We start from the raw sequence: 21,705 nt of genomic DNA, 5'->3' as shown, positions 1-21,705 counted from the left end.
GACAGGGTCTTTCAAAGTTTTTTTGGGCCGGAGGCCACAGATAGGAGGAAGGATGGATGGGGTTTTTGACGGCTAAAAAGATTGGGAACCGTCTTCACACGCCCTCCCCGATCGGCTTTAGAATTTCGATCCGATTGCCAAATGGGTCATAGATAAATGCCCGCACATGACCGGGTAATTCGTCATCGTGTTTGACCTTAAACCCGTGTGCGTGGGCCTTGTCGGCAAGGCCTGCAACGTCTGAAACGCGGAAAGCCACATGGGCCTTGTCATTGGCGCGAAAATCTTGCTCGACGCCTAAATGAACCTTGACCCCGCCCGTCTGGTACCAAGCGCCACCGCGTGCGGCCATCGACGCAGGCTTCGGCACTTCGGTGAGGCCTAAGAGGTCGGCATAAAACGCACGCGCGACCGCCTCACCACCCGGCGGGATGGCGATTTGAACATGGTCGATGGCGGCGATGGTGGTCACCCCACACTCCCCTCAAGGCTAATGGCGACGAGCTTTTGCGCTTCCACGGCAAACTCCATCGGCAATTCCTGCAGGACTTCCCGCACAAAGCCATTCACCAGAAGAGCGACCGCGTCTTCAGTCGGGAGGCCACGTTGGCGGCAATAGAATAGCTGATCCTCGCTTAAACGCGTGGTCGTCGCCTCATGCTCAAAGGTGGCATAAGGCGTCTTGGCTTCAACATAGGGCACCGTATGGGCCCCGCATTGGTCGCCGATCAGAAGGCTGTCGCATTGGGTGAAATTGCGTGCGCCTTTTGCTTTGGCATGCGCACTTACCAGCCCGCGATAGGTGTTGTTGCTTTTACCTGCCGAGATACCCTTCGAGACGATGCGTGAGCGCGTATTTTTGCCCAAATGGATCATCTTCGTGCCCGTATCGGCTTGTTGATGGCCATTGGTGATCGCGATGGAGTAAAACGCTCCTTGGCTGTCGTCGCCGCGCAAGATGCAGGACGGATACTTCCAAGTGACAGCAGAGCCTGTCTCCACTTGCGTCCAACTGACCTTGGAACGAGCGCCCCGGCAGTCTGCCCGCTTGGTCACGAAATTATAGATCCCGCCAACGCCATTCTTGTCGCCGGGATACCAATTCTGGACCGTCGAATATTTGATCTCCGCATCGTCGAGCACAACCAGTTCCACCACCGCCGCATGGAGTTGGTTTTCATCACGCATCGGGGCGGTACAGCCCTCAAGATAAGAGACATAAGCGCCCTTATCGGCGATGATCAACGTACGCTCAAACTGACCGGTGTCTGCCGCATTGATGCGGAAATAGGTCGACAGTTCCATCGGACAGCGCACGCCGGGTGGGATGTAGACAAAGGTGCCGTCCGAAAACACGGCACTATTGAGCGTGGCGTAAAAATTGTCGGTCACCGGGACTACTGTGCCCAGATATTGCCGCACAAGGTCTGGATATTCCTTGATCGCCTCGGACATCGAGCAGAAGATCACACCTGACTTGGCCAATTCTGCGCGGAAGGTGGTGGCCACCGAAACGCTGTCGAAGACCGCGTCTACCGCAATGCGGGGTGCGCCTTTGACGCCGGCCAAAACCTCTTGCTCCCGCAAAGGGATACCCAGCTTTTTATAGGTCTCCAAAATCTCTGGATCGAGATCGTCGAGGCTGTCGAGTTCTATTTTGGCTTTTGGGGCAGCGTAATAATAGGAATCCTGGAAGTCGATGGTCGGATACTTGACCATCGCCCAGCTTGGCTCTTGCATGGTCAGCCAACGCTCATAGGCCGCTAATCGCCAGTCTAGCATCCATTGCGGCTCACCCTTTTTCGCCGAAATATAGCGCACAATATCGGTATTGAGGCCCTTGGGGGCCATTTCCATTTCGATATCTGTGACAAAGCCATGCTCATAGTCAGCAATGCTTTCAACGGTTTCGATGGTTTCTTTTACTGCGGGCATTACGTTTTGGTGCCTTTCAGGCGACTTGGGTGGTGACTTTGCGGCCGGCGCGGGCTGCGGCTTCTAGATAGAGCTCGGCCAGTCGCGCCCCATCTTCGATACGGCTAGACCAACCAAAACTGGCGCGGAGTGATGAGGACGCGGCGCTATCGGTATAACCGCAAGCTTTCAGAATTCGGGACATTTTGACTTTGCCAGACGAACAGGCGGAACCCGCAGAAACCGCTGCACCTGCTAGATCCATCGCCATAACTTGGCGGGCCCCTTCCCAGCCATCCACCAGCAAACACGACGTATTGCTGAGACGCCGGACGGTGTGGCTGACAAATTCGACCCCTGACAGTGCTGTTGCCACCGGCAACTCAAAGGCGTGACGGGCTTGGGAAGTCAGATCCTGAAAGGTTTGAACGGCATCATCTGGGCAGGCGACCGTGGCGGCAGCGGCAAAACCTGCAACAGCGGCAACGTTCTCGGTTCCACTGCGCGCACCGCGTTCTTGACCACCCCCAGCGCGACCATTGAAAACATCAATCCCGGGGGCTGCGATCAAAGCTCCTGCTCCCATTGGACCCCCGATCTTATGGGACGAAACAACCAGCCAATCTGCTAGCCCGGCAAATTGAGCGACTGAAACTTTACCCAATAGCTGAACCGCGTCGCATAACAACGCACCGCCTGCCGCGCGAACACGCGTCGAAATCGCATTTAGAGGCTGGGTCGCCCCTGTTTCATTATTGGCCCCCTGCGCAATCACAAGCGGTTGGCCGCCTTGGTTATCTAGTTCTTGGCCTAACCAAGCAGCATCAAGAAGAGCGCCTTGATTGACAGGGATTAGCTGGGCTTCTGGCCATAATTTGACGGCATAGGACCATACGGCATCATGTTCGACAGATGACACATAGACAGGTCCAAAGCCCATCGCTTTCGCGCTTTCCATAGCAAGATGCAGCGCCTCGGTTGCCCCACTGGTGAAGGTCACGGCATCGGCCCCGCATTCAAGGATATGGGCTAGGCTTTCTCGCGCATCTTCTAGGGCGCGCTTAGCCGCACGGCCTTCGCCATGCACCGAGGAAGGGTTGCCGCCAAGATCAATTGCACGCAGCATCGCTTCGCGCGCCTCGGGTCGAAGCGGCGAAGTTGCATTATGATCTGCGTAAAGCCGACCCATTATTCAGCGGCCGCACTTCTATAGCGTGCGATCTCGTCGGCTTTGCCTTGCATTTGGCGCGCTAACACATCGGCCAAAGTCACGGCACCCAAGAATTGGCTGATATGGCGCGACAGCTCGTCCCACAAATCATGTGTCATACAGCGCCGATTGCCACTCAGGCAGCCCGCCCGGGTATGGGCGTCACAGCGCGTTACTTTCAAAGGCTCTTCCACCGCCTGCATGATCGCACCAATCGAGATTTCCTCAGGCAATGAGGCCAAGCGATACCCGCCGCCTGGGCCACGCGCGCTTTCCACCAGGCCGCGACGGCGGAGGCGGGCAAACAATTGCTCGAGATAGGACTGGCTGATTTCTTGTCGCTCAGCAATTTCGCCAAGATTAACAGATCGCGCCGAAGAGCCGGTTTCTGGGCTGTTGAGCGCCAAATCTACCATAGCCATTACGGCATAACGTCCCTTGGTCGACAATTCCATTTCGACGGTCCTTTCAGCGCTTTCTGGACACTTTACAGCGCCATTGCGGAAAATCTTGGCTTTTTGATATAGGCCTATGTTACGAGCCCGTTCCGGTCCTTCACTGGACCTAGTATTCCCGACCCCATAGGTCAAGAATTAAACTGAGCATCATGGCAGAACTTATCCTTACTGGCGCCGCTGGGCGTCTTGAAGCCCGTTACAATCAAGCTGAATCGGAAAATGCGCCGATCGCGCTGATCCTTCACAACCACCCCAAAGCCGGTGGGTCGATGCAAGACCGCGTCACCGTCATGCTGCACAAATTGTTTGTTGAGCGTGGCTTTTCCACGCTTCGCTTCAATTTCCGTGGCGTGGGCCGAAGCCAGGGCAATTTCGATAATGGCCAAGGTGAGTTGTCTGATGCGGCCAGTGCGCTGGATTGGTTGCAAGGCCAGAATCCGGTGGCCCCGGTTACGTGGGTAGCCGGCTATTCTTTTGGGTCTTACATTGCCCTGCAGCTCTTGATGCGTCGTCCTGAAATTGATGGCTTCATCACCGTTGCAACCCCTGCCAACCACTATGACCTCTCGTTCTTGGCACCCTGCCCTTCATCGGGCATGATGTTCTACGGCTCCAACGACCAAGTTTCGCCACCAGCAGACCTTGAACGCTCTGCCTCCAAGATTCGCACCCAAAAGGGCGAATTGGTTGAGTGGGAAATGATCGAAGGGGCTGACCATTTCTACCGCAATGAACTCGATATCTTGCGCGATCGGGCAGCCACCTATCTCGACCGCCGCTTGGCAGAGCCGCGCAAAATTGCGCCTCCCCCTCGCCGCTAAGAAAAAACTTTCCGATGGATTGGAGACCTGAGCACCCATCGCTCAGGTCTTTATTCTTCGCGGTCCAGAAGCAATGGACCCCCAGCTAGCGCCGCCGTTTCTGGACGCTCATCACGAGCCCACGGCCCTTGCCTTGGTGGCGCGGGATAAAAGTAAAGCCGCCAGCCATCGCGCATTAAAAGGGCGCCACTGGGAATATCGCCCCGTCCAAAGGCGTGCGAGTGACCATCAAAGCTCACGGCTAGAACACCGCGCCCCCGGCCTGAATAGACATAGCGCCCCTGCCAATCGCCAGCACCTACGGCGCAAGTTCGTGCGAGACGATGCTCACCCTCGGGCAATAAGCGCGCTGCTTCAGCGGGGCTGACGCCAGCTTTATCCAATAGGCGCGTGGCATCAAATCGCCCGCCTGATGTGCGGCAAAGGCCAGCTGCTTCGCCAGCGGATGTGGCCAGAATGGCTCGCCCTTCTGGACCGATCCACGCAATCGGTTTTGGACTTAAAGCCCAGATAGACAGTCCAACTAAGATGGCAGCAATCGAAAGAAGTCGCAGCCACGAACGCCAAAGTGTCAGCCACAAGATCGCGACAATCAAGATCAAGGGCGCAGTTGAATCGGTCCAAGCAACACGCGCATCTGCTCCGGGTAGGTCCGCAATAAAGTGCGCGATCTTGAGCGTGATACTCAATCCTTCTGCCGCTGCCTGCCAAGACCAGTCATCCAGACTAAACGGCGCAAGGCCTGCCGCGAGGAGTGAAAAGGGCGCGACCCAGAAATCAAGGATCGGTGCGGCCAACACATTGGCAGGCAGCGACCAGACTGACACGCGCCCAAAGGTGGCAGCTGAAATGGGCGCGGTAGCAAGGCCTGCGACCACACTGGTAGCTGCCGCCCCGCCAAGCCACATGGCCCCATGTTGGAATAGGCCAATCTCCGGCATGCCGTCGCGCCGTCGCTCCCAAATCTCCCAGAGGGCCACCAAAGCTGCTGTCGCCAGAAAGCTCATCTGGAAGCCGGGGTCTATCGCGCTTTCGGGCAGAGCGACCAAGACGCAGATTGCGGCGATGGCGAGCCCGCGCATCGAAATGGCTTTGCGGTTCAACAAGATCGCCCCGAAAGCAATTCCCGACATAATGAAGGCTCGCACAGCCGGTGCCTCAGATCCCGTGAACACACAATAAGCCCCGGTGCCACACAAGGCGAACACCGCGGCGATCTTGCGGGCATCTAGCCGTAGGGCGAACACCGGGACCAAAGCGGCAAGCTTCCAAATCGCCAGATAGACCAGACCGCCGAGCAATCCGACATGTAGGCCAGAGACCGAAATCACATGTGACAAGCCAGAAGCCTGCAAAGCTTCAACATCTGCCTCACTCAGCCAAGCCCGGTCACCGGTGGTAACTGCCGCCAAAAATCCAGCACCATCGCTGTCTGTTGCCTCCACAATCGAGCGGGCCGCTTGGGCACGCCAGAGGGCCAAGCGAAATCGGATCGATTGGGTTAAAGGCGGAGACGTATCGAGTAGGCTGCAGGGGCGAAGCGCGTAGCCGACCCCGCCCAAGCCTTGAAACCAAGCCCGTCTCGCGTGGTCATAGGCACCGGGGACAACTGGCCCTGGCGGCGGTCTCAAGATCGCTTGGCACCTGATCTTTTGACCAGGTTTTGGTGGTTCGTCTTGGGCCAAAGCAATGCGAACAGATTTTGGCTGTGCTTCAAACCGCGTCTGGGACAGTGTTTCAACCACAATCTTCGCCCGCCAAGTCCCCCGTTGCGTGCGATCAATTTGCTCCACATAGCCTATGACGACAAAGGGCGCTTTGACATCGGAAACGCGGGGTGCTTTGGCCGCTTCTGCTCGCAACAGACCCGACGCACCACCACCCAGACAAGCCGCAGCAAAGAGACTGAAAAGTCCCAACGAATAGATTGCCGTGGCAAGACGCTGGTCAATACTCCGCTGCGCTATCAGGCTACAAACAAGCCAAATGCCCAAAGCCAGAAATGTGAGGATTACCCAGACCAGGGCGGGATCGTCTGCGCGCACCGAACAGGTGGCGCCAGCACCAAACGCAAAGCCGACAGGCAGCCACAAAACCAGTCGATCACGGTCGTGATCGCGGATTTCCTGTAACCGATCCTGCATCCATCTGCGTAGACACCTTTCACCTTCACAATGGCGTGTTATGAGGCGGCGGAGGCCACGTTTCTTGGCCTGTTTCGTTTCTTGATTTGCCTCTTTTTCAAAAGCCCAAGCCATCATGCATGCTCCTACCGAAACGACAGTCCACACACACGAAGCCACTGGCGCGGATGTTGTGACGCGGTTTGCGCCATCGCCAACGGGCTTCCTCCACATTGGAGGGGCAAGAACGGCATTATTCAACTGGCTTTACGCACGAAAAGCAGGTGGCAAGTTCCTGTTGCGGATTGAAGATACCGACCGGGAGCGTTCGACCGACGCAGCCGTCGAAGCGATTCTCCAAGGTCTTGCATGGCTTGAGTTAGACGCAGACGGCGAGCCCTTCTTTCAGTTTGCCCGCGCCAGCCGTCACCGGGAAGCTGCCGAAAGCCTTGTCGAAGCGGGCAAGGCCTTCCGTTGTTATCTGAGCGGCGAAGAAGAAACAGCCCTGAAAGAAGCGGCACGGGCCCAAGGCCTCGCCTTCCGGTCGCCTTGGCGCAATCCAGATCGGGCAGCGCCTCCTGCAGGTGCACCCTATGTGACCCGTTTGCGCGCACCCAGCGAGAATGAGTTCATTCGCGTGCACGATAAGGTGCAAGGCACGGTCGTGACCGCAGGACGTGAGATTGACGATTTCATCCTCCTCCGCTCCGACCACACACCAACCTACATGCTGGCCGTCGTAGTGGATGACCACGATATGGGCGTCACCCATGTGATCCGGGGCGACGACCATTTGACCAATGCCGCGCGCCAAACGGCGCTGATCCATGCCTTTGGCTGGCAGGTTCCAACCTATGCCCACATTCCCCTGATCCATGGCGATGATGGCAAGAAGCTGTCAAAGCGCCATGGGGCCCTAGGCGTCGAAGAATATCGCGACATGGGCTATTTGCCAGAAGCGATGCGGGCCTATCTGTTACGCCTTGGCTGGTCCAAGGGTGATTTGGATATTGTCAGCACGGAAGAAGCCTTGGAGCTGTTTGACCTTGAAGGCTTGGGCAAGAGCCCTTCGCGTCTCGACTTTGCCAAAATGGGCAGCGTGAACGCCCATTTCATGCGCCTTGCTGATGACCAGCGCTTGGTGACCCTCCTACGTGAGCAAGCCGCGCGGGCTGGCCAGCCAGACATCGACAAGTCGGACGAAGTACTTGCTGCCGCCGTGGCCTATCTCAAAGACCGGGCAAAAACGCTACCAGAGCTTCACGACCAGTTTGCCTTCATCCTAGCGCAGCGGCCGTTGCCCCGTGATGAAAAGACACAAAAGACACTCTCTGAAGAAGCTGTCGCACGGATCGGTCGCATGCACCCGGTGTTGGCGGATTTAGAGACTTGGCATCATACCGACATCAAAGCCGCGTTGGATAAGTTTGCTGAGTCCGAAGGCTTCGGCTTTGGCAAAATCGGCCCACCGCTGCGCGCTGCGCTGACCGGTGGCCTTCCAGCACCAGATTTGGCAATCGCCTTAGAGCTATTGGGCAGAGTTGAAAGCTTAGCGCGTCTTGGAGACGTAATGTAAACTTCTGTCGTGGAAACTGTGGTTACGAGTAAAATACAAGAGGGCATAAACATGGAAAGCAAAGCTGAACCAAAGGGTACCGCTAAACTTGATTTCGAAGGCAAGATGATTGACTTGCCAATTTATGGCGGTGCGACCGGCCCCGATGTGATCGATATCCGTAAACTCTATGCAGAGACGGGTGCCTTTACTTATGACCCAGGTTTCACTTCTACCGCTTCTTGCGAAAGCCAAATCACCTTCATCGATGGCGATGAAGGCATTTTGCTGCACCGCGGCTATCCAATCGACCAATTGGCAGAGCGCTCAAACTTCCTCGAAGTGGCCTATTTGTTGTTGGAAGGCCATCTGCCGAACCAAGGTGAGTTTGATAAGTTCAAGCACGACATCACCTATCACACGATGCTGCACGCACAGTTTGACCGCTTCTTTGAAGGCTTCCGCCGTGACGCGCACCCAATGGCCGTTATGGTCGGCACCGTGGGGGCCTTGTCGGCCTTCTACCACGACAGCTTGAACATTGATGACCCTGTCCAGCGCAAGATCACCCAGCATCGCTTGATCGCCAAGATCCCAACCATCGCAGCACGCGCTTACAAATACTGGCTGGGCCAGCCATTTGTGACCCCGCGCAATGAGTTGAGCTATGCGGCAAACTTCCTGCGCATGTGCTTTGCCGTGCCGGCCGAAGATTATGTCGTGAACCCCGTTCTGGCCAAGGCGATGGAGAAAATCTTCATCCTCCATGCCGACCACGAGCAAAATGCTTCGACGTCAACCGTCCGCTTGGCGGGCTCATCGGGCGCTAACCCATTTGCCTGTATCGCCGCCGGTATTGCCTGCTTGTGGGGCCCTGCCCATGGTGGTGCCAACGAAGCAGCCTTGAACATGCTGAAGGAAATTGGCCATGTGGACAATATCCCAGCCTTCGTCGCGCAGGTGAAAGACAAAAACTCCAGCGTACGCCTTATGGGCTTTGGCCACCGCGTGTACAAAAACTACGACCCCCGCGCGAAAGTGATGCAGCAAGCCTGCCACGAAGTGCTGGCCGAAGTTGGCGTGAAGGACGATCCATTGCTGAAGGTCGCCATGGAGCTCGAAAAAATCGCGCTGAATGATGAGTATTTCGTCAGCCGTAAGCTCTATCCTAACATCGACTTCTATTCGGGCATCACCTTGAAGGCGATGGGCTTCCCAGTTGAAATGTTCACCGTATTGTTTGCTCTGGCCCGCACCACTGGCTGGATCGCACAATGGGACGAAATGAACAGCGACCCTGCCCAAAAGATTGGTCGCCCACGTCAGCTCTACACGGGTGCCGTACATCGCGATTACGTGCCCATTATCAATCGCTAAACTCAACGACAAACTGATCGAACGCGCGGGCCAAAAGCTCGCGCGTTTTTGTTTGTGCGCGAAGCTTCTGATTGACAGAGTCTAATTGCTGCTTAGAGTAGTGGGATAGATTCTTCTGAATTTGGAGCCAATATTGAAAAAGTCTGTGGTTTCCGTCTGTGCGCTGCTACTTGCAAGCGCCGCCCCAACATTTTCGGCAGCCCAAAGCCAGCGGCCAATGATGCCGCATTGGGAGGACTACATTCAATCGGCCAGCTCAATTGCCCGGCCGACCAAGCTTGATAAAGATAAACTAAATCAAGACTTGGAGAAGCAGGGCCGCTGCGCCGCTGCGGCAGTTAAAAACTTGCCTGCATCTGAAGCCGATGGCCGCGCGATGAAGTTGATTGCGGCTTACGACGGTGATTGCAGCACCGGTGTGGGTGCAATTGTCATGACCGTTTGGAAACAGTCGGGCAATGGAGTTTGGGTGCAGCATAATCAGTGGGTGACCTCTGGCGCCGACGTTAATCTTGTGATTGTGCCGAGAGAATTTGCCCCTCAAGTGGATCAAATTGGTCGGTTTGAGTCTCTCTTTCAACTGGAACCGTTTAACGCATCAAAACTTCCAGTTTGGACATCTGGGAAAATCATGCCCAACTTGGCGGCGGGACTGGAGTGGCGTGGCGGCATGGAGCGCGAGCTCTATGAAGCAGTGCGCAGCGGCGATTATCAAATCTTCTGCTCTTACCTTTACACAATGGCCTGCTTCGCGGATCTTCCTGGACGGAGCACGCGCCAGATTCCAATCCTAATCACCCGCGGTTATGCGGACATGTATGAAGCCAAAACGCCAGCCGCAGCCTTGGATGTCCTGCTAGGTAAAACGCCCAGCCTCACGCCCAGCGAAGTGGCTGAAAAACAAAAGGCCGTGGAAGAGATGGTTGATAAAGCGGCCAGGGACGCTGTATCGGCCGCGATCAACCAAGGAACAATGCCAGAATCCCCCACCGCAATTGAAAAGGCGGCTTCTCAGGCAACACCCCCTCCACATAAAAAGCGCTAATCAGAACCCTTCCAAGCATTCCAATCACCACAAGCTTCAGAGTTGCTTCAAACACTAGCACCACAAGTAAAGTTCGCCTAAAGTGACACGCATGCTTGATCATCTCAAATCTTTTGGCGAAGGTGCCGCCCAAGTTCATTATGGGACGCCAGAGCTCACCATTCTGCGACCCGGGAAGTTCGTGCGCTGTGCGGTGACGGGGAAGCCCATCACGCTTGAGGATTTACGCTATTGGTCAGTCGAACTGCAGGAAGCCTATGTGGATGCAGCAGCAGCGACGACGCGCTGGAAGCAAGTGAACGCGCGCGCCTAAATTTCTCGACCAATCTCGCTAGGCGGACCCTTGTATTCGGGGGCCTATTTGGCCTGACGGGCTTAAGCAGCGGATGCGACCGCGCCTTAGCTCGATCCCCTGAATCCCAGCATTCACCCCTTCCCTTCAGCTTTAACGGTACCCCGCAACAATCGGGTTTAGTGATTGGCACCACAGTGCCCGGTGCCCAAATTGATGCCAGTGGCATTACGACCAACGCTGATAGCGACGGCCGCTTTGTTATGGGTTTTGACCGCGACGCCCCTTTACAAGCCATGATTACCATCTCGATGGGTAGCACGATCGCCCGGTTCGGCCTTGATGTTGCGCCACGCGCCTATAAAATTACCAGCGTCAGTGGCCTGCCCTCTGCCACCATCGACCCCCCTGCTGAAGCCCTTGCCAGGATTGAAGCCGATGCAGCCTTGAAGCGGGCAGCGTTTGACAGCAACAACCCCATTGCCCGCGGCTTTGAAGAAGCCTTCCGCTGGCCCTTAGACGACGTGAGGATCACCAGTCCTTGGGGGGCGACGCGCATGTTAAACGGCAAGAGCCAAAGACCGCATTTCGGCATTGACCTTGGCGCGCCCCGAGGTACGCCCATCTATGCCCCCGCCAGCGGTTTTGTTGTGTTGGCAGAGCCCGACATGCATTTTGAAGGCGGCATGGTAGCCATTGATCACGGCCAAGGCCTGATCACGACCTATCTGCATCAAAGTGCGTTGGCGGTTGAGGTGGGACAACGTGTCACACCAGGTACCTTGATCGGTTATGTCGGCTCTAAGGGCCGTGCCACCGGCCCGCATTTATGCTGGCGAATGCGCTGGCGTGGCCGCAATCTGGACCCGAGCTTACGGGTTAGATCCGCCTGATCTCCTGGCCTTCCAACGTCACTGTTGAGTGCCAATCGGGCTGGACATTTTGCGCTGGCCTGCCTAGCGAGACCCGATGCATCGCGCCTCTGCTCCTCTGTCGTGGCTGAAGAAACTCCATCTGTTGGTGGGGCTGCTGGCGATTGCAATCAAGGTCGCCATCCCCGTCGGTTATATGGTGGCACCCCAAGCTTTGGCGGCTGGCCTCACGCCCATCGTGCTGTGTACCTCTGATGGCAATGTTACGGCCTTTATGGATGAGGGTGGACAGATTGTTACCCACGGCGAGGAAGCCCTCGCCAACGACCATCAAGGCCTGCCGTCGGACCATGAAGGCTCTAAGTGCGCCTTTGCAGGCCAAGGGGTGCCATTGGCCGCCCCGCAAGCGGCCAGCATGCCGGTGCTATTTGAAGACGTTGTCTCGGTTGCCACCATTCAACAAAGCTTTGTGGCCCCGGGCTTAGGCCTTGCCGCCCCTCCCCCGCCCAAGACAGGGCCACCTATCCAAGTTTGAGATCACTTAAGCCGCGCTGATGGTTCCCCATCGGCTTGCCTAATCCTCGACTTGGAAACCTAGTATGACCTCCCTTAAAGAAGCGCCACGTGGGCGCAATATGTTCTTCTTGCAGGCCCTGTTGGCGGCAACTTCCCTATCTGCCCCCAGCGCACTCTTAGCCCAGAATTCTCCGGCCTCAGATTCTGAAAAGCCAACCGAAACCATCATCGTAGTCGGTCAACGAGATACCCCGATAACAGTCGTGCCGCGAGGCTTGTCTGTCTCGCTCGGCAAGGCAGACTTTGAAGCCGTCAATGCTATCAATGTCGAAGACTTGATGAAATATGCGCCGAACTTCTTTGTCCGCAAACGTTTTGCGGGCGATGATAATGCGGTAGTGGCCCTGCGCGGGGCCAATACAGTCCAAAGCGCACGGACCATCGTGATGGTCGATGGCTTTCTGGTCTCCAACTTCCTTGGCAATTCCTTCTCGTTCTCACCTAAGTGGAATGTGGTTGGCCCAGCCGATGTGCGCCAGTTCGACATCGTCTATGGCCCCTATTCAGCGCGTTATGGCGGCAATTCGATGGGGGGCGTGGTCTCAGTCACCACAGAGGAGCCCAAGAAGACCGGGGCCTATCTCAACGCCCAAACCATGCTTATGCCATTTGAGGAGTATGGCTTCGACGAGACCTTCACAGGCTATAGTGTTGAGGGCGGTGGCACTTATGTGACGAAAGACGGCAAGCTGCGGCTTCGTGCTGGTTTCCGCCGGTTCGATAATGTCGGCCAGTCCATGACATACAATCTCCTCACCCCCGCAACCGGCACAGCTGCGGCAACGACTGTTACCGGGGCCTTTGTGGACCCAGAGCTTGCAACGCCCGTTTTTGGCGCAGCCTCGCCGGTTGACGTCGTCCAAAATCAAGCCCGCCTTCGGGTTGCCTATGACTTTGCACCCGGCTGGACGGCGGATGCCATGCTGTTTGGCTGGACGACAGACCAAACCTTGCGCGACACCCGCAGCTTCTTGAAAGATGCTAATGGGGCACCTGTCGGGCAAGGCCGCGTGCGCTTTAACAACCAAGTTTGGAATGCCACGGGCCTTACCTCCTCAGAATTTGAGCGTACCGAATATCTTGCAGGCCTTAAGCTTACAGGTGCTTTGGCGGGGTGGGATATCCGGACCAATCTCTCGCGTTATTGGATGCCGATTTGGAATACCAAGACCTCGCGCGACTATCTAACAGGCCAGTCAAATGGTGCGGGCACGTATCAAGTGCAGGACAATCCCGGCTGGTATGCTGCTGACATCACGTTTGACCAGAGCTTTGGCAATCACAATGTCGGCTTTGGCTTCAATGCCAATCGCTATGAGACGGCGCAGGACACCTTCAACGTCACCAATTGGAGCGCGGCGACGGGGCGGACCTTTGCGTCCTCAACCGCTGGCAAGACGGAGTCGCTTGGCCTGTGGGTCGAGGATGCTATTGATCTAACCGACACAGTCACTCTCACACTTGGCGGCCGTTATGACCGTTGGCGTGCTTTTGACGGCTCAATTGCGCGCCAGTCCGGTACCATTCTGCTTGCCGACGCCTATCCAACCCGGACAGACAGTGCTTTCAGCCCAAAAGCTTCGATCCAAGCTGAAGTCACCGAGGGCATCATGGTGCAACTTTCGCTCGGTAGCGCGACCCGCTTCCCGACTGTAGGTGAGTTGTTCCAAGGCCGAATTGACGACATCACGCGTGAGATCGACCCTCAAAGCTTTGATCCCAATCTGCGGCCTGAACGCTCCACTGACATCACTTTGATGGGGCGAGGCAAGATTGGTCCTGTGCAGATTACCGCGAGTGCTTTCTACCAAGATATTGAAGATGCCATTTTCTCCTTCAGTGGCCTCAATCAATTCGGGACCGTCGTTTCTAGCTTCAAGAATGTTGATCTGGTCACGCAATCTGGCGTGGAGCTTATCTTTGAGGCCAAGGACCTTTGGATCAATGGGCTCGATCTGAACGCGAGCGTTAGCAAGATGGACGCCACGACGGTTCGCAATCTGTCCAATCCAGAGACTGTCGGAAACCGCTTCCCGCGTATTCCAGAATGGCGGTCGAGTGGTAACGTGCGCTACAAATTAAGCCCGAAACTGCGCGCCTCATTAGGTTGGCGGCAGGCTACGACGCCAACCTCTGATTTGTTTGGCCGCGAAGGCAGCGTCTATGGGTTCCAGACCGAGTATTTCTTTGTCGATACGCGTCTAACCTATGACATGAATGACAGGGTCCAACTCAATTTAGGCGTGGACAATCTCAATAATGACCAAGCCTATGTCTCGCACCCCCTGCCACAACGAACCTTTGTGTTCGACGTGAAGCTGAAACTGTAGGAGCCTCAAATGACAGACGCTTCAGCCCCAATTCAAACGGCTCAATCCGTACCAGAAAAGCGAGCCCGTCTCTATCGCATGCTATGGCGCTGGCATTTTTATGCAGGCCTGTTCTGCATTCCTTTCATCATCCTGTTGTCGATCACCGGCAGCCTCTATCTGTTCAAGCCCCAGATCGAGGCCGCTTTAGATCGGCCCTATACCAATCTTGTGATGACCGGGCCGAGTGCCCCGGTTAGCCAGCAAGTGCAGGTGGCCCTCAAGCACGTGGAGGACTCCAGCTTTAAATCCTATCGCCTCCCCGATGGACCCAAGGATGCCGCCCAAGTCCTCGTTACCAAAGGCGGCGAGGACACCATCGTCTATGTTCACCCGACGAGCCTAGAAGTTCTCAAGGCGCTTCCCCGAGAAGCGCGCTTGATGGCCGTGGTGCGTACCATACACGGAGAATTGCTGATGGGGGATAACGGCTCGCTTATTGTGGAGCTCGCTGCCTCTTGGGCGATTGTGATGGTGGTAACCGGGCTCTATTTGTGGTGGCCTCGAACGGCACAGGGGCTGCAAGGCGTCCTGATCCCGCGCCTCCAGTCCGGTCCGAAAGTCTTTTGGCGCGACTTGCATGCGGTGACCGGCATGTGGGTATCCTTCTTCGCGATCTTCCTGCTTCTCACTGGCCTGCCTTGGACCAATGTTTGGGGTAAGGGCTTTGATATGGTGCGCGATCTCACAGGCACTGCTGCTGTTTCCAAGGACTGGACCCAAAGCCGGAAAGCTGAGCGCGAAGCGACTGAGCAGGCCTTCTCTCACCACGGGCATGATGCGCCTTATTATGTCGCCAATGTCGACGATATTGCCGCGAGTGCGCGGGCAGCCCGATTGGCCCCACCTGTCACCATCACGCCGCCGAACGCCAGAAATCCCAATTGGATGGCGCGCTCCTCAGCTGGAGACCGCATCAGCCGTGTCGAGATTGCCTATAGCGCGGCAGATGGCAGCGAAATCCGTCGTGAGGCCTTTGGCGACAAGCATGTGATTGATCAGGCGTTGGGTGTCGGCATTGCGGCGCACGAGGGCCAATTGTTTGGTGTGCTCAATCAGCTCCTAGGTGTCCTCACTGCCTTGGGCTTGGTCCTGTTATCGGTGTCCGCCTTTGTGATGTGGCGCAAGCGTGCGCCTGACGGTGTTCTCGGTGCACCACCGCCCATTCCAGATCAGAGGATTGGTGTGGGCCTTGGCCTTCTGATCTTCGTCTTTGCTTTGTTTCTGCCTGTACTGGGGGCCTGTCTGATCCTTGTCGCGATCGCAGAGCGGCTGATCCTAAGCCGTGTCCCCAGCCTGCGCCAGTTTCTCGGCCTTGCCCAACCTGCCCCACTTTAGGAGTTTCTCATGACCTTATCCGTTCGAACCCTACCCCTGATCCTGATCGCTCTTGCAGGATTGGCCGCGTGCGAGCCTGCCAAGACGCCCCCCGCCCCAATGCTGGCTGTTGCCACAATTGATGGGGTGGAGATTAGCGAGCCCCGCTTGCGCGTGCCGCCGAATGGCCGCGACGTCACCGCTGGCTATCTGACGCTGACCAATGGCAGCGATAAGGCGCAGAAATTGGTTGGGGCCAGCAGTCCAAAGGCCGAGCGTATCGAGCTGCACGCCCACCTAAAAGGGGCTGATGGTATGGCGCAGATGCGCCAAGTCCAACAGGTTGAGATTCCCGCCAAAGGAACAGCCGTACTGGCCCCGGGTGGGCTCCATCTAATGGTGTTTGGGATTAAGGACCCTCTGCAACCGGGCGACAGCTTCCCAGTCGAATTGACCTTTGCAGGCAACCGCAAAGTCGGCTTTGCCATGCCTGTCGTCGAGAACCCAAGCCAAAAGACCGAGGGCGACACGGGTCATGGCGGCCATCCGCATTAAGGCAGCCTGAAGCAGCAGGGTAAGGAATTAAAGCCCTGCTGCTGCCAAGCGCCGTTGCTGGCGACCTTCCCGCAGGCCATTGGCGATGGTGAAAGCCAGTTCAATGGCTTGATCCGCATTCAAGCGCGGGTCGCAATGGGTGCGATAGCGGCTCGACAAGGCATCTTCGGTCACAGGGGTTGCGCCACCTGTGCATTCGGTCACGTCATCACCTGTCATTTCCAGATGCACGCCGCCGGGATAGGCCCCTTCCGCGCGCACAATATCCATGAAGTCATTGACCTCACTCGCCACCCGCTCAAAAGGCCGGGTCTTATAGCCAGAAGCCGTCTTCAGCGTATTGCCATGCATGGGGTCAGATGACCAAACCACGCTACGACCTGCATCGGTGACTTTACGGACCAGCTTGGGCAGGCCTGCGGCAATCTTGTCAGAGCCAAAGCGCGCGATCAGCACAATACGGCCAGCCTCATTCTTAGGGTTCAGCTTGTCGAGCAGCGCCAATAATTCATCCGCGTCCAAGCTCGGTCCGCACTTCACACCAATCGGATTGGCGATGCCACGGCAGAATTCGACATGGGCGTGATCGAGCTGGCGGGTGCGATCGCCGATCCACACCATATGGGCAGACGTGTCATAATAGGCCCCTGAACCAAACAATTGGTCTTGCCGCGTCATGGCTTCTTCATAGCCCAACAATAGGGCCTCGTGGCTCGTAAAGAAGTCGACTGTGTCGGTCGCAATGCCAGCTGGTCCGGTTAGACCCAGACCATCCATGAACTCAAGGCTTTCTTCGATCCGGTGGCACAATTTCACATATTCAGCCGAAGCTTTGCCCTGCTTCTTGGCGAATTTCAGGTTCCAGCGATTGACGTTTTCAAGGTCGGCATAGCCCCCAGTCGCCAGCGCGCGAAGTAGGTTCAAGCTTGCCGTGCTTTGATTATAGGCTGCGACCAAGCGCTCTGGGTCGGGAATCCGGCTTTCTGGGGTAAAGGCTGAACCATTGATATTATCGCCGCGATAAGAAGGCAGGGTCACGCCATCAATCACTTCGGTCGGCTCTGAGCGCGGCTTGGCAAACTGGCCTGCCACACGGCCAACTTTCACCACATGCTTGCCACCGGCAAAGGTCAAAGCGACTGCCATTTGCAAGAACACACGGAAATAGCGGGTGATGCGGTCAGCCTCAAACTCCGCAAAGCTCTCGGCGCAATCGCCGCCCTGCAGCAAAAAGGCTTCGCCCTTAGAGACGCGCGCCAATTCTGCTTTCAGCTTCTCAATCTCGGACGCCACCACCAAAGGCGGCTTCTTGGCCAAGCGCTGTTCCACCGCCAGCACGGCGGCTGGATCGGGGTAATCGGTCGGAATGTGGCGGGCGGGCAATGCGCGCCAGGATGAAGGCGTCCAAGTCATGTTTAATTTCCAGTGGAAAGGTTCAAGCTGTCATAGCCTTAGCAAGACCTTTTGTCGAACTTGGGCACCAGTTTGGATGCAGGATTTCAACAAACCTTACCAAGCTTTAACTTGACCGAACAAACCCACGAGTTAGGGGTCGCGGGCTGGATGACGATGAGGGGTTGAATCCACATGACCATTGAACTGACAAAGCGCGAGCTTTCCTTTGGCCTGGCTGGCCTCATGGCGGGCACCATGGCGACGGCCACCCAAGCACAAAACGCTGCACCGCTTTGGCAAAAGCTGATCACCGAGCCCTATCGCGGCAAGCAGGATGATTTGGTGGTGCTCGCCGATGGACGAACGGCCTGGTATGGCAATGGGGCGGGCAAATTGTACCAAAGCCTCGATGGCGGCGATGTCTGGACCAAGATTTGGGATCAGCCGGGCACCTTCATTCGCGCGATGGGTTTTGTCGATACGCAAATTGGCTTTCTAGGCAATGTCGGCACGGACTATTATCCGGGCGTCACCAACCCCCACCCCCTCTATCGCACGACAGATGGCGGCAAGAGCTGGAAGAAGGTGATGGCTGACGGCATTGAGCGGGTGAAGGGCATTTGTGGCATTGATATTCTGCCCACCCGCCGCATCTATCAGGGCGAAGCCAAGGTGAGCAACCTTATCCATGCCGCAGGCCGTGTGGGTGGCCCGGCTTTCATCTTGCGTTCGCAAGACAGTGGCGAAAGCTGGAAAGTCATCGATCTGACCGCCCAAGCCGGCATGATTTTGGACGTCAAATTCCTTAGCCCAACCACGGGCTTTATCTGCGCCGCAAGTTCCAGCGATCTGGAGCAAGCCCAAGCCCTGATCTTGCGTACCGAGGATGGCGGCCAGACGTGGCAAGAGGCTTATCGGGGCACGCGCAATTTCGAGAATTGCTGGAAAATGTGCTTTCCAACCAAGGACATTGGCTATGCGACGGTACAAACCTATGACGATAAAAATGCCAACCAAGTTTTCATCAAGACGACGAATGGCGGCAAAAGCTGGGCCGAAATGCCCTTGATCCAAGATGCCGCTGCCCGCCAATTCGGCATTGGCTTTGTCGATGCCAATCGCGGCTTTATCGGCACCCGCCAACAAGGCTTTGAGACCCAAGATGGTGGCAAGAGTTGGACCCCTGCCCCCAGCATGGGCCCTGCCGTCAATAAGGTTCGCGTGGCCGCTAACGGGAAGACCGCCTTTGCCATTGGCGTGCAGGTCAGCCGTTTAAATCTTTAAGCGCTTAAGGCCCCGCTATGACACAGGCACATAGCGGGGACCTTTAGAGCGATGGCCAGCTATTTCTTCGAGGCCGCGACAGTCTGGCCATCCCGCAACACGGGTGCCCAGCTTGTGACCATGGCTTGAAGTTTCTGAACTTCCGGCCCGGCAAGATTGACGGTGTTTGCCCGACCAAAATGATAGACCATAGCCGCCCGACGTGACGGCGCGACATTGTCGGTCGAGCGGTGGATTAAGTAAGAGTGAAACACGAGGAGATCGCCGGGCTTCATGGTGACGGGAACCGAACGCTCCTCACTCAGCCCCATGATTTCAAGGTAACCTTGATTGGCACCGGGGCGCAGATCAGGCTCATGGCGTTGCAGGGGCCGCTTATGGGACCCCGGGATCACATGCAGACATCCATTTTCTAAAGTGGCTTCTGTGAGTGCCAACCACAGCCCAACTTGAGGCTGCTGGTCAAAGTTGAAGTAGTGGCTATCTTGATGCCACGGCTGGCCCCAAGCGCCCGGATTCTTCAGAATGAACTGTGTTTGAAACACATCCAAATCAGGCCCCAATATGTCACCGACAAGCTCACCCACGGCAGGTGAATGGGCAAAATCGCGGGTATTTCCGACCAAATGTGCGTTAAAAACCTTGGCTACAAAGTCTTCTGGGTTGACGGCATGGGGCGGGGTTTTTGCTTCTGGCTGCACATATAAAGCGCCATCAATGAGGTAGCCGGGATGGCCAGAGTGTGCACTGGGCGGATCAGCGCGGATCAGATCAACCAGTTCATCGCACATGGCTTGAACATTTTCAGCACTGTCAAAACCCCGGCGAATGAAATAGCCATCGGTTTCCCACGCTTCCTGTTCGGCTTTTGTTATAGAGGCCACTTCGAGTTCTCCCGCTTGGTATGTATTCGTCCAAAAATGCTGCGTTTGGCGCAGGGTGTCACGGTTCAATTATCAGAGATACAAACAGGATAAGTGTCCCATTTCGTAGATTAATTGTTTTGTTACCAAGGGTCAATAATGCTTATGAGGCACGATAAGCGCCCTTGCGTAGCAAGATCGCTCAAAGTCGTTTTTGTCTAAAAAGCGCCAATGCAAGCGTCGGCATCACAAAGCGGATGAAATTGATGAAGCACCCAAAGCCGTTTCTGCGTCGCGATCTGAACAGTGTCACTGGGATGGGTTTACCCGACTGGTCTGCAGGGCCGAAGGGCGATTTTGGTGCTATTATCGAGGCTGCCAAAACGGCAGGCTATGCAGGGGTGCAGCACTATTTTCCAGAGCACGTTTTGGCCGCTGGGCTGAAGGCAACCGGCATGGGGCGGGTTTTGACGCCCGAAAACGCGGCTTCCATCGCCAGACAGCACCATGAATTAGGCCTAGACGCGACCACCTTACATGTCGGCACCGGCCTTGAGACAGATTTAGAAATGGATCGATTGGTTGGCGCCGTTCTAGAGGCCTCGGCGCAGCATGATTATCCTCTCTATATTGAGACCCATCGCGCGACGATAACCCAAGACATCCGTCGGACGGTCGATATGGTTGGGCGCTTTCCAGAGGTCAGGTTCAACGCGGACTTGTCGCACTATTATTGCGGCCATGAGATGACCTATGGGGACATTGAAGCCAAGTTTGACTTCCTCATGCCAATTTTTGAGCGGGTTCGCTTCCTTCACGGCAGGATCGCAGACGCGTGCCATGCCCAAGTTAGCATCGCCCCAGGCGATCAGCGCCCCTTTGTTGTCCATTTTCGCGAGATGTGGCGACGCTGTTTTACCGCGTTCAAAGCGGCTTCTGACCACAAGAATGTTCTGATCTTTGCGATTGAGCTTTTGCCTTACAAAGTGCCCTTCGGCGGTCAAACCCATTGGCTCTATTATGCGCATCAAGCACAGAGTGATGGCACAGGTGGCGATGCCTATGACCGCTGGACCCAAGCAGATTTACTCTGGCAAATTGCTTCAGAAGAATTTGAGGCCGCTTGAGCATAGTGCGGGGTAAGAACGCGACCTAGGCATAGTCGGCCTCCCTTCCTTCGGCAGCATCGGCGCAGGCGGCGAAGCGGCAGGGGCCAGCCCTCACGCTGCCCGCACCGCGCGGACATCCTTCGCCACCACTTCTTCCCCGCACGCAGCACAAGCGACATAAGGCGTCAGCACGTGGCCGCAGGTTTGGTGGCGATGGCGGATTTGGGTTTCGGGTTGGCCGTCAACGGCGGTTCGGCCCCATTCGCTCAGCATCAGCATCACGCCATTGAGCGCTTTGCCTTTCGCCGACAAAACATAATCATAGCGAACGGGACGGTCCTGATAGGGCCGCTGCACCAAGATACCTGCCTGAACCAAATGCGCCAGTCGGTCGCGCAAAATCGTGCGTGAGATGCCGAGATTGGCTTGAAAGGCTTCAAACCGATGGACGCCAAAGAAGCAGTCGCGTAGGATCATAAAGGTCCAGCGGTCGCCCAATATGCTCAAGGCCCGGGCGATGGGACAATCGGCTTGGTCAAGCTCGCTCCAACGCATGTGCAAATTCTCTCT

General features: G+C 56.3%; 20 protein-coding genes. 12 read left to right on the top strand and 8 right to left on the bottom strand.

Going from position 1 to position 21,705, the window contains the following annotated elements; genetic code table 11:
* Positions 1 to 94: 94 nt before the first annotated feature.
* The 4 genes from ACIQ20_RS01340 to ACIQ20_RS01325 are packed head-to-tail and all read right to left on the bottom strand — an operon-like array spanning position 95 to position 3,579.
* Positions 95 to 472, bottom strand: coding sequence for a VOC family protein (locus ACIQ20_RS01340; RefSeq protein ID WP_395776669.1), 378 nt, complete (start codon positions 470 to 472; stop codon positions 95 to 97).
* Complete coding sequence (gene sufB, locus ACIQ20_RS01335; protein WP_313586984.1) at positions 469 to 1,935, bottom strand: Fe-S cluster assembly protein SufB; 1,467 nt, start codon at positions 1,933 to 1,935, stop codon at positions 469 to 471. Before sufB ends, ACIQ20_RS01340 begins: the two co-directional genes overlap by 4 nt.
* A gap of 16 nt (positions 1,936 to 1,951) precedes the next feature.
* A complete protein-coding gene (locus ACIQ20_RS01330) occupies positions 1,952 to 3,103 on the bottom strand; it encodes a cysteine desulfurase family protein (protein WP_395776667.1) in 1,152 nt (383 codons plus the stop codon).
* Positions 3,103 to 3,579, bottom strand: a complete 477-nt coding sequence (locus ACIQ20_RS01325) for an Rrf2 family transcriptional regulator (protein ID WP_395776665.1) — start codon at positions 3,577 to 3,579, stop codon at positions 3,103 to 3,105. The genes ACIQ20_RS01330 and ACIQ20_RS01325 overlap by 1 nt, the downstream gene beginning before the upstream one ends.
* A gap of 152 nt (positions 3,580 to 3,731) precedes the next feature.
* On the opposite strand from ACIQ20_RS01325, the gene ACIQ20_RS01320 reads away from it, so the two are divergent.
* Positions 3,732 to 4,403 carry an alpha/beta hydrolase gene (locus tag ACIQ20_RS01320; RefSeq protein ID WP_395776663.1) on the top strand — a complete coding sequence of 224 codons (672 nt, stop codon included), beginning with the start codon at positions 3,732 to 3,734 and terminating at the stop codon, positions 4,401 to 4,403.
* A gap of 50 nt (positions 4,404 to 4,453) precedes the next feature.
* Here the strand turns inward: ACIQ20_RS01320 and ACIQ20_RS01315 are convergent, their stop codons facing one another.
* Complete coding sequence (locus ACIQ20_RS01315; RefSeq protein ID WP_395776661.1) at positions 4,454 to 6,547, bottom strand: ComEC/Rec2 family competence protein; 2,094 nt, start codon at positions 6,545 to 6,547, stop codon at positions 4,454 to 4,456.
* A gap of 115 nt (positions 6,548 to 6,662) precedes the next feature.
* On the opposite strand from ACIQ20_RS01315, the gene gltX reads away from it, so the two are divergent.
* From gltX to ACIQ20_RS01270, 9 genes are all read left to right on the top strand, one after another.
* Positions 6,663 to 8,102 carry a glutamate--tRNA ligase gene (gene gltX, locus ACIQ20_RS01310; RefSeq protein ID WP_395776659.1) on the top strand — a complete coding sequence of 480 codons (1,440 nt, stop codon included), beginning with the start codon at positions 6,663 to 6,665 and terminating at the stop codon, positions 8,100 to 8,102.
* A gap of 51 nt (positions 8,103 to 8,153) precedes the next feature.
* Complete coding sequence (gene gltA / locus ACIQ20_RS01305) at positions 8,154 to 9,458, top strand: citrate synthase (RefSeq protein WP_395776657.1); 1,305 nt, start codon at positions 8,154 to 8,156, stop codon at positions 9,456 to 9,458.
* A 217-nt stretch (positions 9,459 to 9,675) separates the two neighbouring features.
* Complete coding sequence (locus ACIQ20_RS01300; protein ID WP_395776655.1) at positions 9,676 to 10,503, top strand: hypothetical protein; 828 nt, start codon at positions 9,676 to 9,678, stop codon at positions 10,501 to 10,503.
* Between the two features lie 91 nt (positions 10,504 to 10,594).
* Complete coding sequence (locus tag ACIQ20_RS01295) at positions 10,595 to 10,816, top strand: DUF2093 domain-containing protein (RefSeq protein ID WP_313586998.1); 222 nt, start codon at positions 10,595 to 10,597, stop codon at positions 10,814 to 10,816.
* Positions 10,817 to 10,977: 161 nt separating this feature from the next.
* Positions 10,978 to 11,688 carry a M23 family metallopeptidase gene (locus tag ACIQ20_RS01290; RefSeq protein ID WP_395776653.1) on the top strand — a complete coding sequence of 237 codons (711 nt, stop codon included), beginning with the start codon at positions 10,978 to 10,980 and terminating at the stop codon, positions 11,686 to 11,688.
* A gap of 76 nt (positions 11,689 to 11,764) precedes the next feature.
* A complete protein-coding gene (locus ACIQ20_RS01285; RefSeq protein ID WP_395776651.1) occupies positions 11,765 to 12,202 on the top strand; it encodes a DUF2946 family protein in 438 nt (145 codons plus the stop codon).
* Between the two features lie 64 nt (positions 12,203 to 12,266).
* Positions 12,267 to 14,573, top strand: coding sequence for a TonB-dependent receptor (locus tag ACIQ20_RS01280; RefSeq protein ID WP_395776649.1), 2,307 nt, complete (start codon positions 12,267 to 12,269; stop codon positions 14,571 to 14,573).
* Between the two features lie 9 nt (positions 14,574 to 14,582).
* Positions 14,583 to 15,950 (top strand): PepSY-associated TM helix domain-containing protein, encoded by a 1,368-nt coding sequence (locus ACIQ20_RS01275; RefSeq protein ID WP_395776647.1) that lies wholly within the window; start codon positions 14,583 to 14,585, stop codon positions 15,948 to 15,950.
* 9 nt (positions 15,951 to 15,959) lie between these two features.
* Positions 15,960 to 16,484: a copper chaperone PCu(A)C gene (locus tag ACIQ20_RS01270; protein ID WP_395776645.1), complete on the top strand. Its 525-nt coding sequence runs from the start codon at positions 15,960 to 15,962 to the stop codon at positions 16,482 to 16,484.
* 27 nt (positions 16,485 to 16,511) lie between these two features.
* On the opposite strand, the gene ACIQ20_RS01265 is transcribed toward ACIQ20_RS01270, so the two are convergent.
* Positions 16,512 to 17,897, bottom strand: coding sequence for a class II 3-deoxy-7-phosphoheptulonate synthase (locus ACIQ20_RS01265; protein ID WP_395776643.1), 1,386 nt, complete (start codon positions 17,895 to 17,897; stop codon positions 16,512 to 16,514).
* A gap of 174 nt (positions 17,898 to 18,071) precedes the next feature.
* Here ACIQ20_RS01265 and ACIQ20_RS01260 point away from each other — a divergent pair, with 174 nt between their 5' ends.
* Positions 18,072 to 19,163, top strand: a complete 1,092-nt coding sequence (locus ACIQ20_RS01260; protein WP_395776641.1) for a WD40/YVTN/BNR-like repeat-containing protein — start codon at positions 18,072 to 18,074, stop codon at positions 19,161 to 19,163.
* A 59-nt stretch (positions 19,164 to 19,222) separates the two neighbouring features.
* Here ACIQ20_RS01260 and ACIQ20_RS01255 read toward each other — a convergent pair whose 3' ends face one another.
* Positions 19,223 to 20,047, bottom strand: a complete 825-nt coding sequence (locus tag ACIQ20_RS01255; protein ID WP_395776639.1) for a phytanoyl-CoA dioxygenase family protein — start codon at positions 20,045 to 20,047, stop codon at positions 19,223 to 19,225.
* 245 nt (positions 20,048 to 20,292) lie between these two features.
* Between ACIQ20_RS01255 and ACIQ20_RS01250 the strand changes: the two genes are divergently transcribed.
* On the top strand, positions 20,293 to 21,153 hold the full coding sequence (locus ACIQ20_RS01250; RefSeq protein ID WP_395776637.1) for a hypothetical protein: 861 nt from the start codon (positions 20,293 to 20,295) through the stop codon (positions 21,151 to 21,153).
* A 93-nt stretch (positions 21,154 to 21,246) separates the two neighbouring features.
* On the opposite strand, the gene ACIQ20_RS01245 is transcribed toward ACIQ20_RS01250, so the two are convergent.
* Positions 21,247 to 21,690 (bottom strand): winged helix-turn-helix transcriptional regulator, encoded by a 444-nt coding sequence (locus ACIQ20_RS01245; protein WP_395776635.1) that lies wholly within the window; start codon positions 21,688 to 21,690, stop codon positions 21,247 to 21,249.
* Positions 21,691 to 21,705: the final 15 nt, after the last annotated feature.

Origin of the sequence: Aquidulcibacter sp. (assembly GCF_044346625.1) — a bacterium.
Lineage (GTDB): Bacteria > Pseudomonadota > Alphaproteobacteria > Caulobacterales > Aquidulcibacteraceae > Aquidulcibacter.
Note: the sequence above shows the minus strand (reverse complement) of the source record. Positions and strands in the feature narration are given on the sequence as shown.

Coding starts and splice junctions, on each gene's coding strand:
- ACIQ20_RS01285 (WP_395776651.1), top strand. CDS start 11,765: ATGCATCGCGCCTCTGCTCCTCTGTCGTGGCTGAAGAAACTCCATCTG.
- ACIQ20_RS01295 (WP_313586998.1), top strand. CDS start 10,595: ATGCTTGATCATCTCAAATCTTTTGGCGAAGGTGCCGCCCAAGTTCAT.
- ACIQ20_RS01245 (WP_395776635.1), bottom strand. CDS start 21,690: ATGCGTTGGAGCGAGCTTGACCAAGCCGATTGTCCCATCGCCCGGGCC.
- ACIQ20_RS01250 (WP_395776637.1), top strand. CDS start 20,293: ATGAAGCACCCAAAGCCGTTTCTGCGTCGCGATCTGAACAGTGTCACT.
- ACIQ20_RS01300 (WP_395776655.1), top strand. CDS start 9,676: ATGATGCCGCATTGGGAGGACTACATTCAATCGGCCAGCTCAATTGCC.
- ACIQ20_RS01275 (WP_395776647.1), top strand. CDS start 14,583: ATGACAGACGCTTCAGCCCCAATTCAAACGGCTCAATCCGTACCAGAA.
- gltA (WP_395776657.1), top strand. CDS start 8,154: ATGGAAAGCAAAGCTGAACCAAAGGGTACCGCTAAACTTGATTTCGAA.
- ACIQ20_RS01265 (WP_395776643.1), bottom strand. CDS start 17,897: ATGACTTGGACGCCTTCATCCTGGCGCGCATTGCCCGCCCGCCACATT.
- ACIQ20_RS01315 (WP_395776661.1), bottom strand. CDS start 6,547: ATGCAGGATCGGTTACAGGAAATCCGCGATCACGACCGTGATCGACTG.
- ACIQ20_RS01280 (WP_395776649.1), top strand. CDS start 12,267: ATGACCTCCCTTAAAGAAGCGCCACGTGGGCGCAATATGTTCTTCTTG.
- sufB (WP_313586984.1), bottom strand. CDS start 1,935: ATGCCCGCAGTAAAAGAAACCATCGAAACCGTTGAAAGCATTGCTGAC.
- ACIQ20_RS01330 (WP_395776667.1), bottom strand. CDS start 3,103: ATGGGTCGGCTTTACGCAGATCATAATGCAACTTCGCCGCTTCGACCC.
- ACIQ20_RS01320 (WP_395776663.1), top strand. CDS start 3,732: ATGGCAGAACTTATCCTTACTGGCGCCGCTGGGCGTCTTGAAGCCCGT.
- ACIQ20_RS01270 (WP_395776645.1), top strand. CDS start 15,960: ATGACCTTATCCGTTCGAACCCTACCCCTGATCCTGATCGCTCTTGCA.
- ACIQ20_RS01260 (WP_395776641.1), top strand. CDS start 18,072: ATGACCATTGAACTGACAAAGCGCGAGCTTTCCTTTGGCCTGGCTGGC.
- gltX (WP_395776659.1), top strand. CDS start 6,663: ATGCATGCTCCTACCGAAACGACAGTCCACACACACGAAGCCACTGGC.
- ACIQ20_RS01325 (WP_395776665.1), bottom strand. CDS start 3,579: ATGGAATTGTCGACCAAGGGACGTTATGCCGTAATGGCTATGGTAGAT.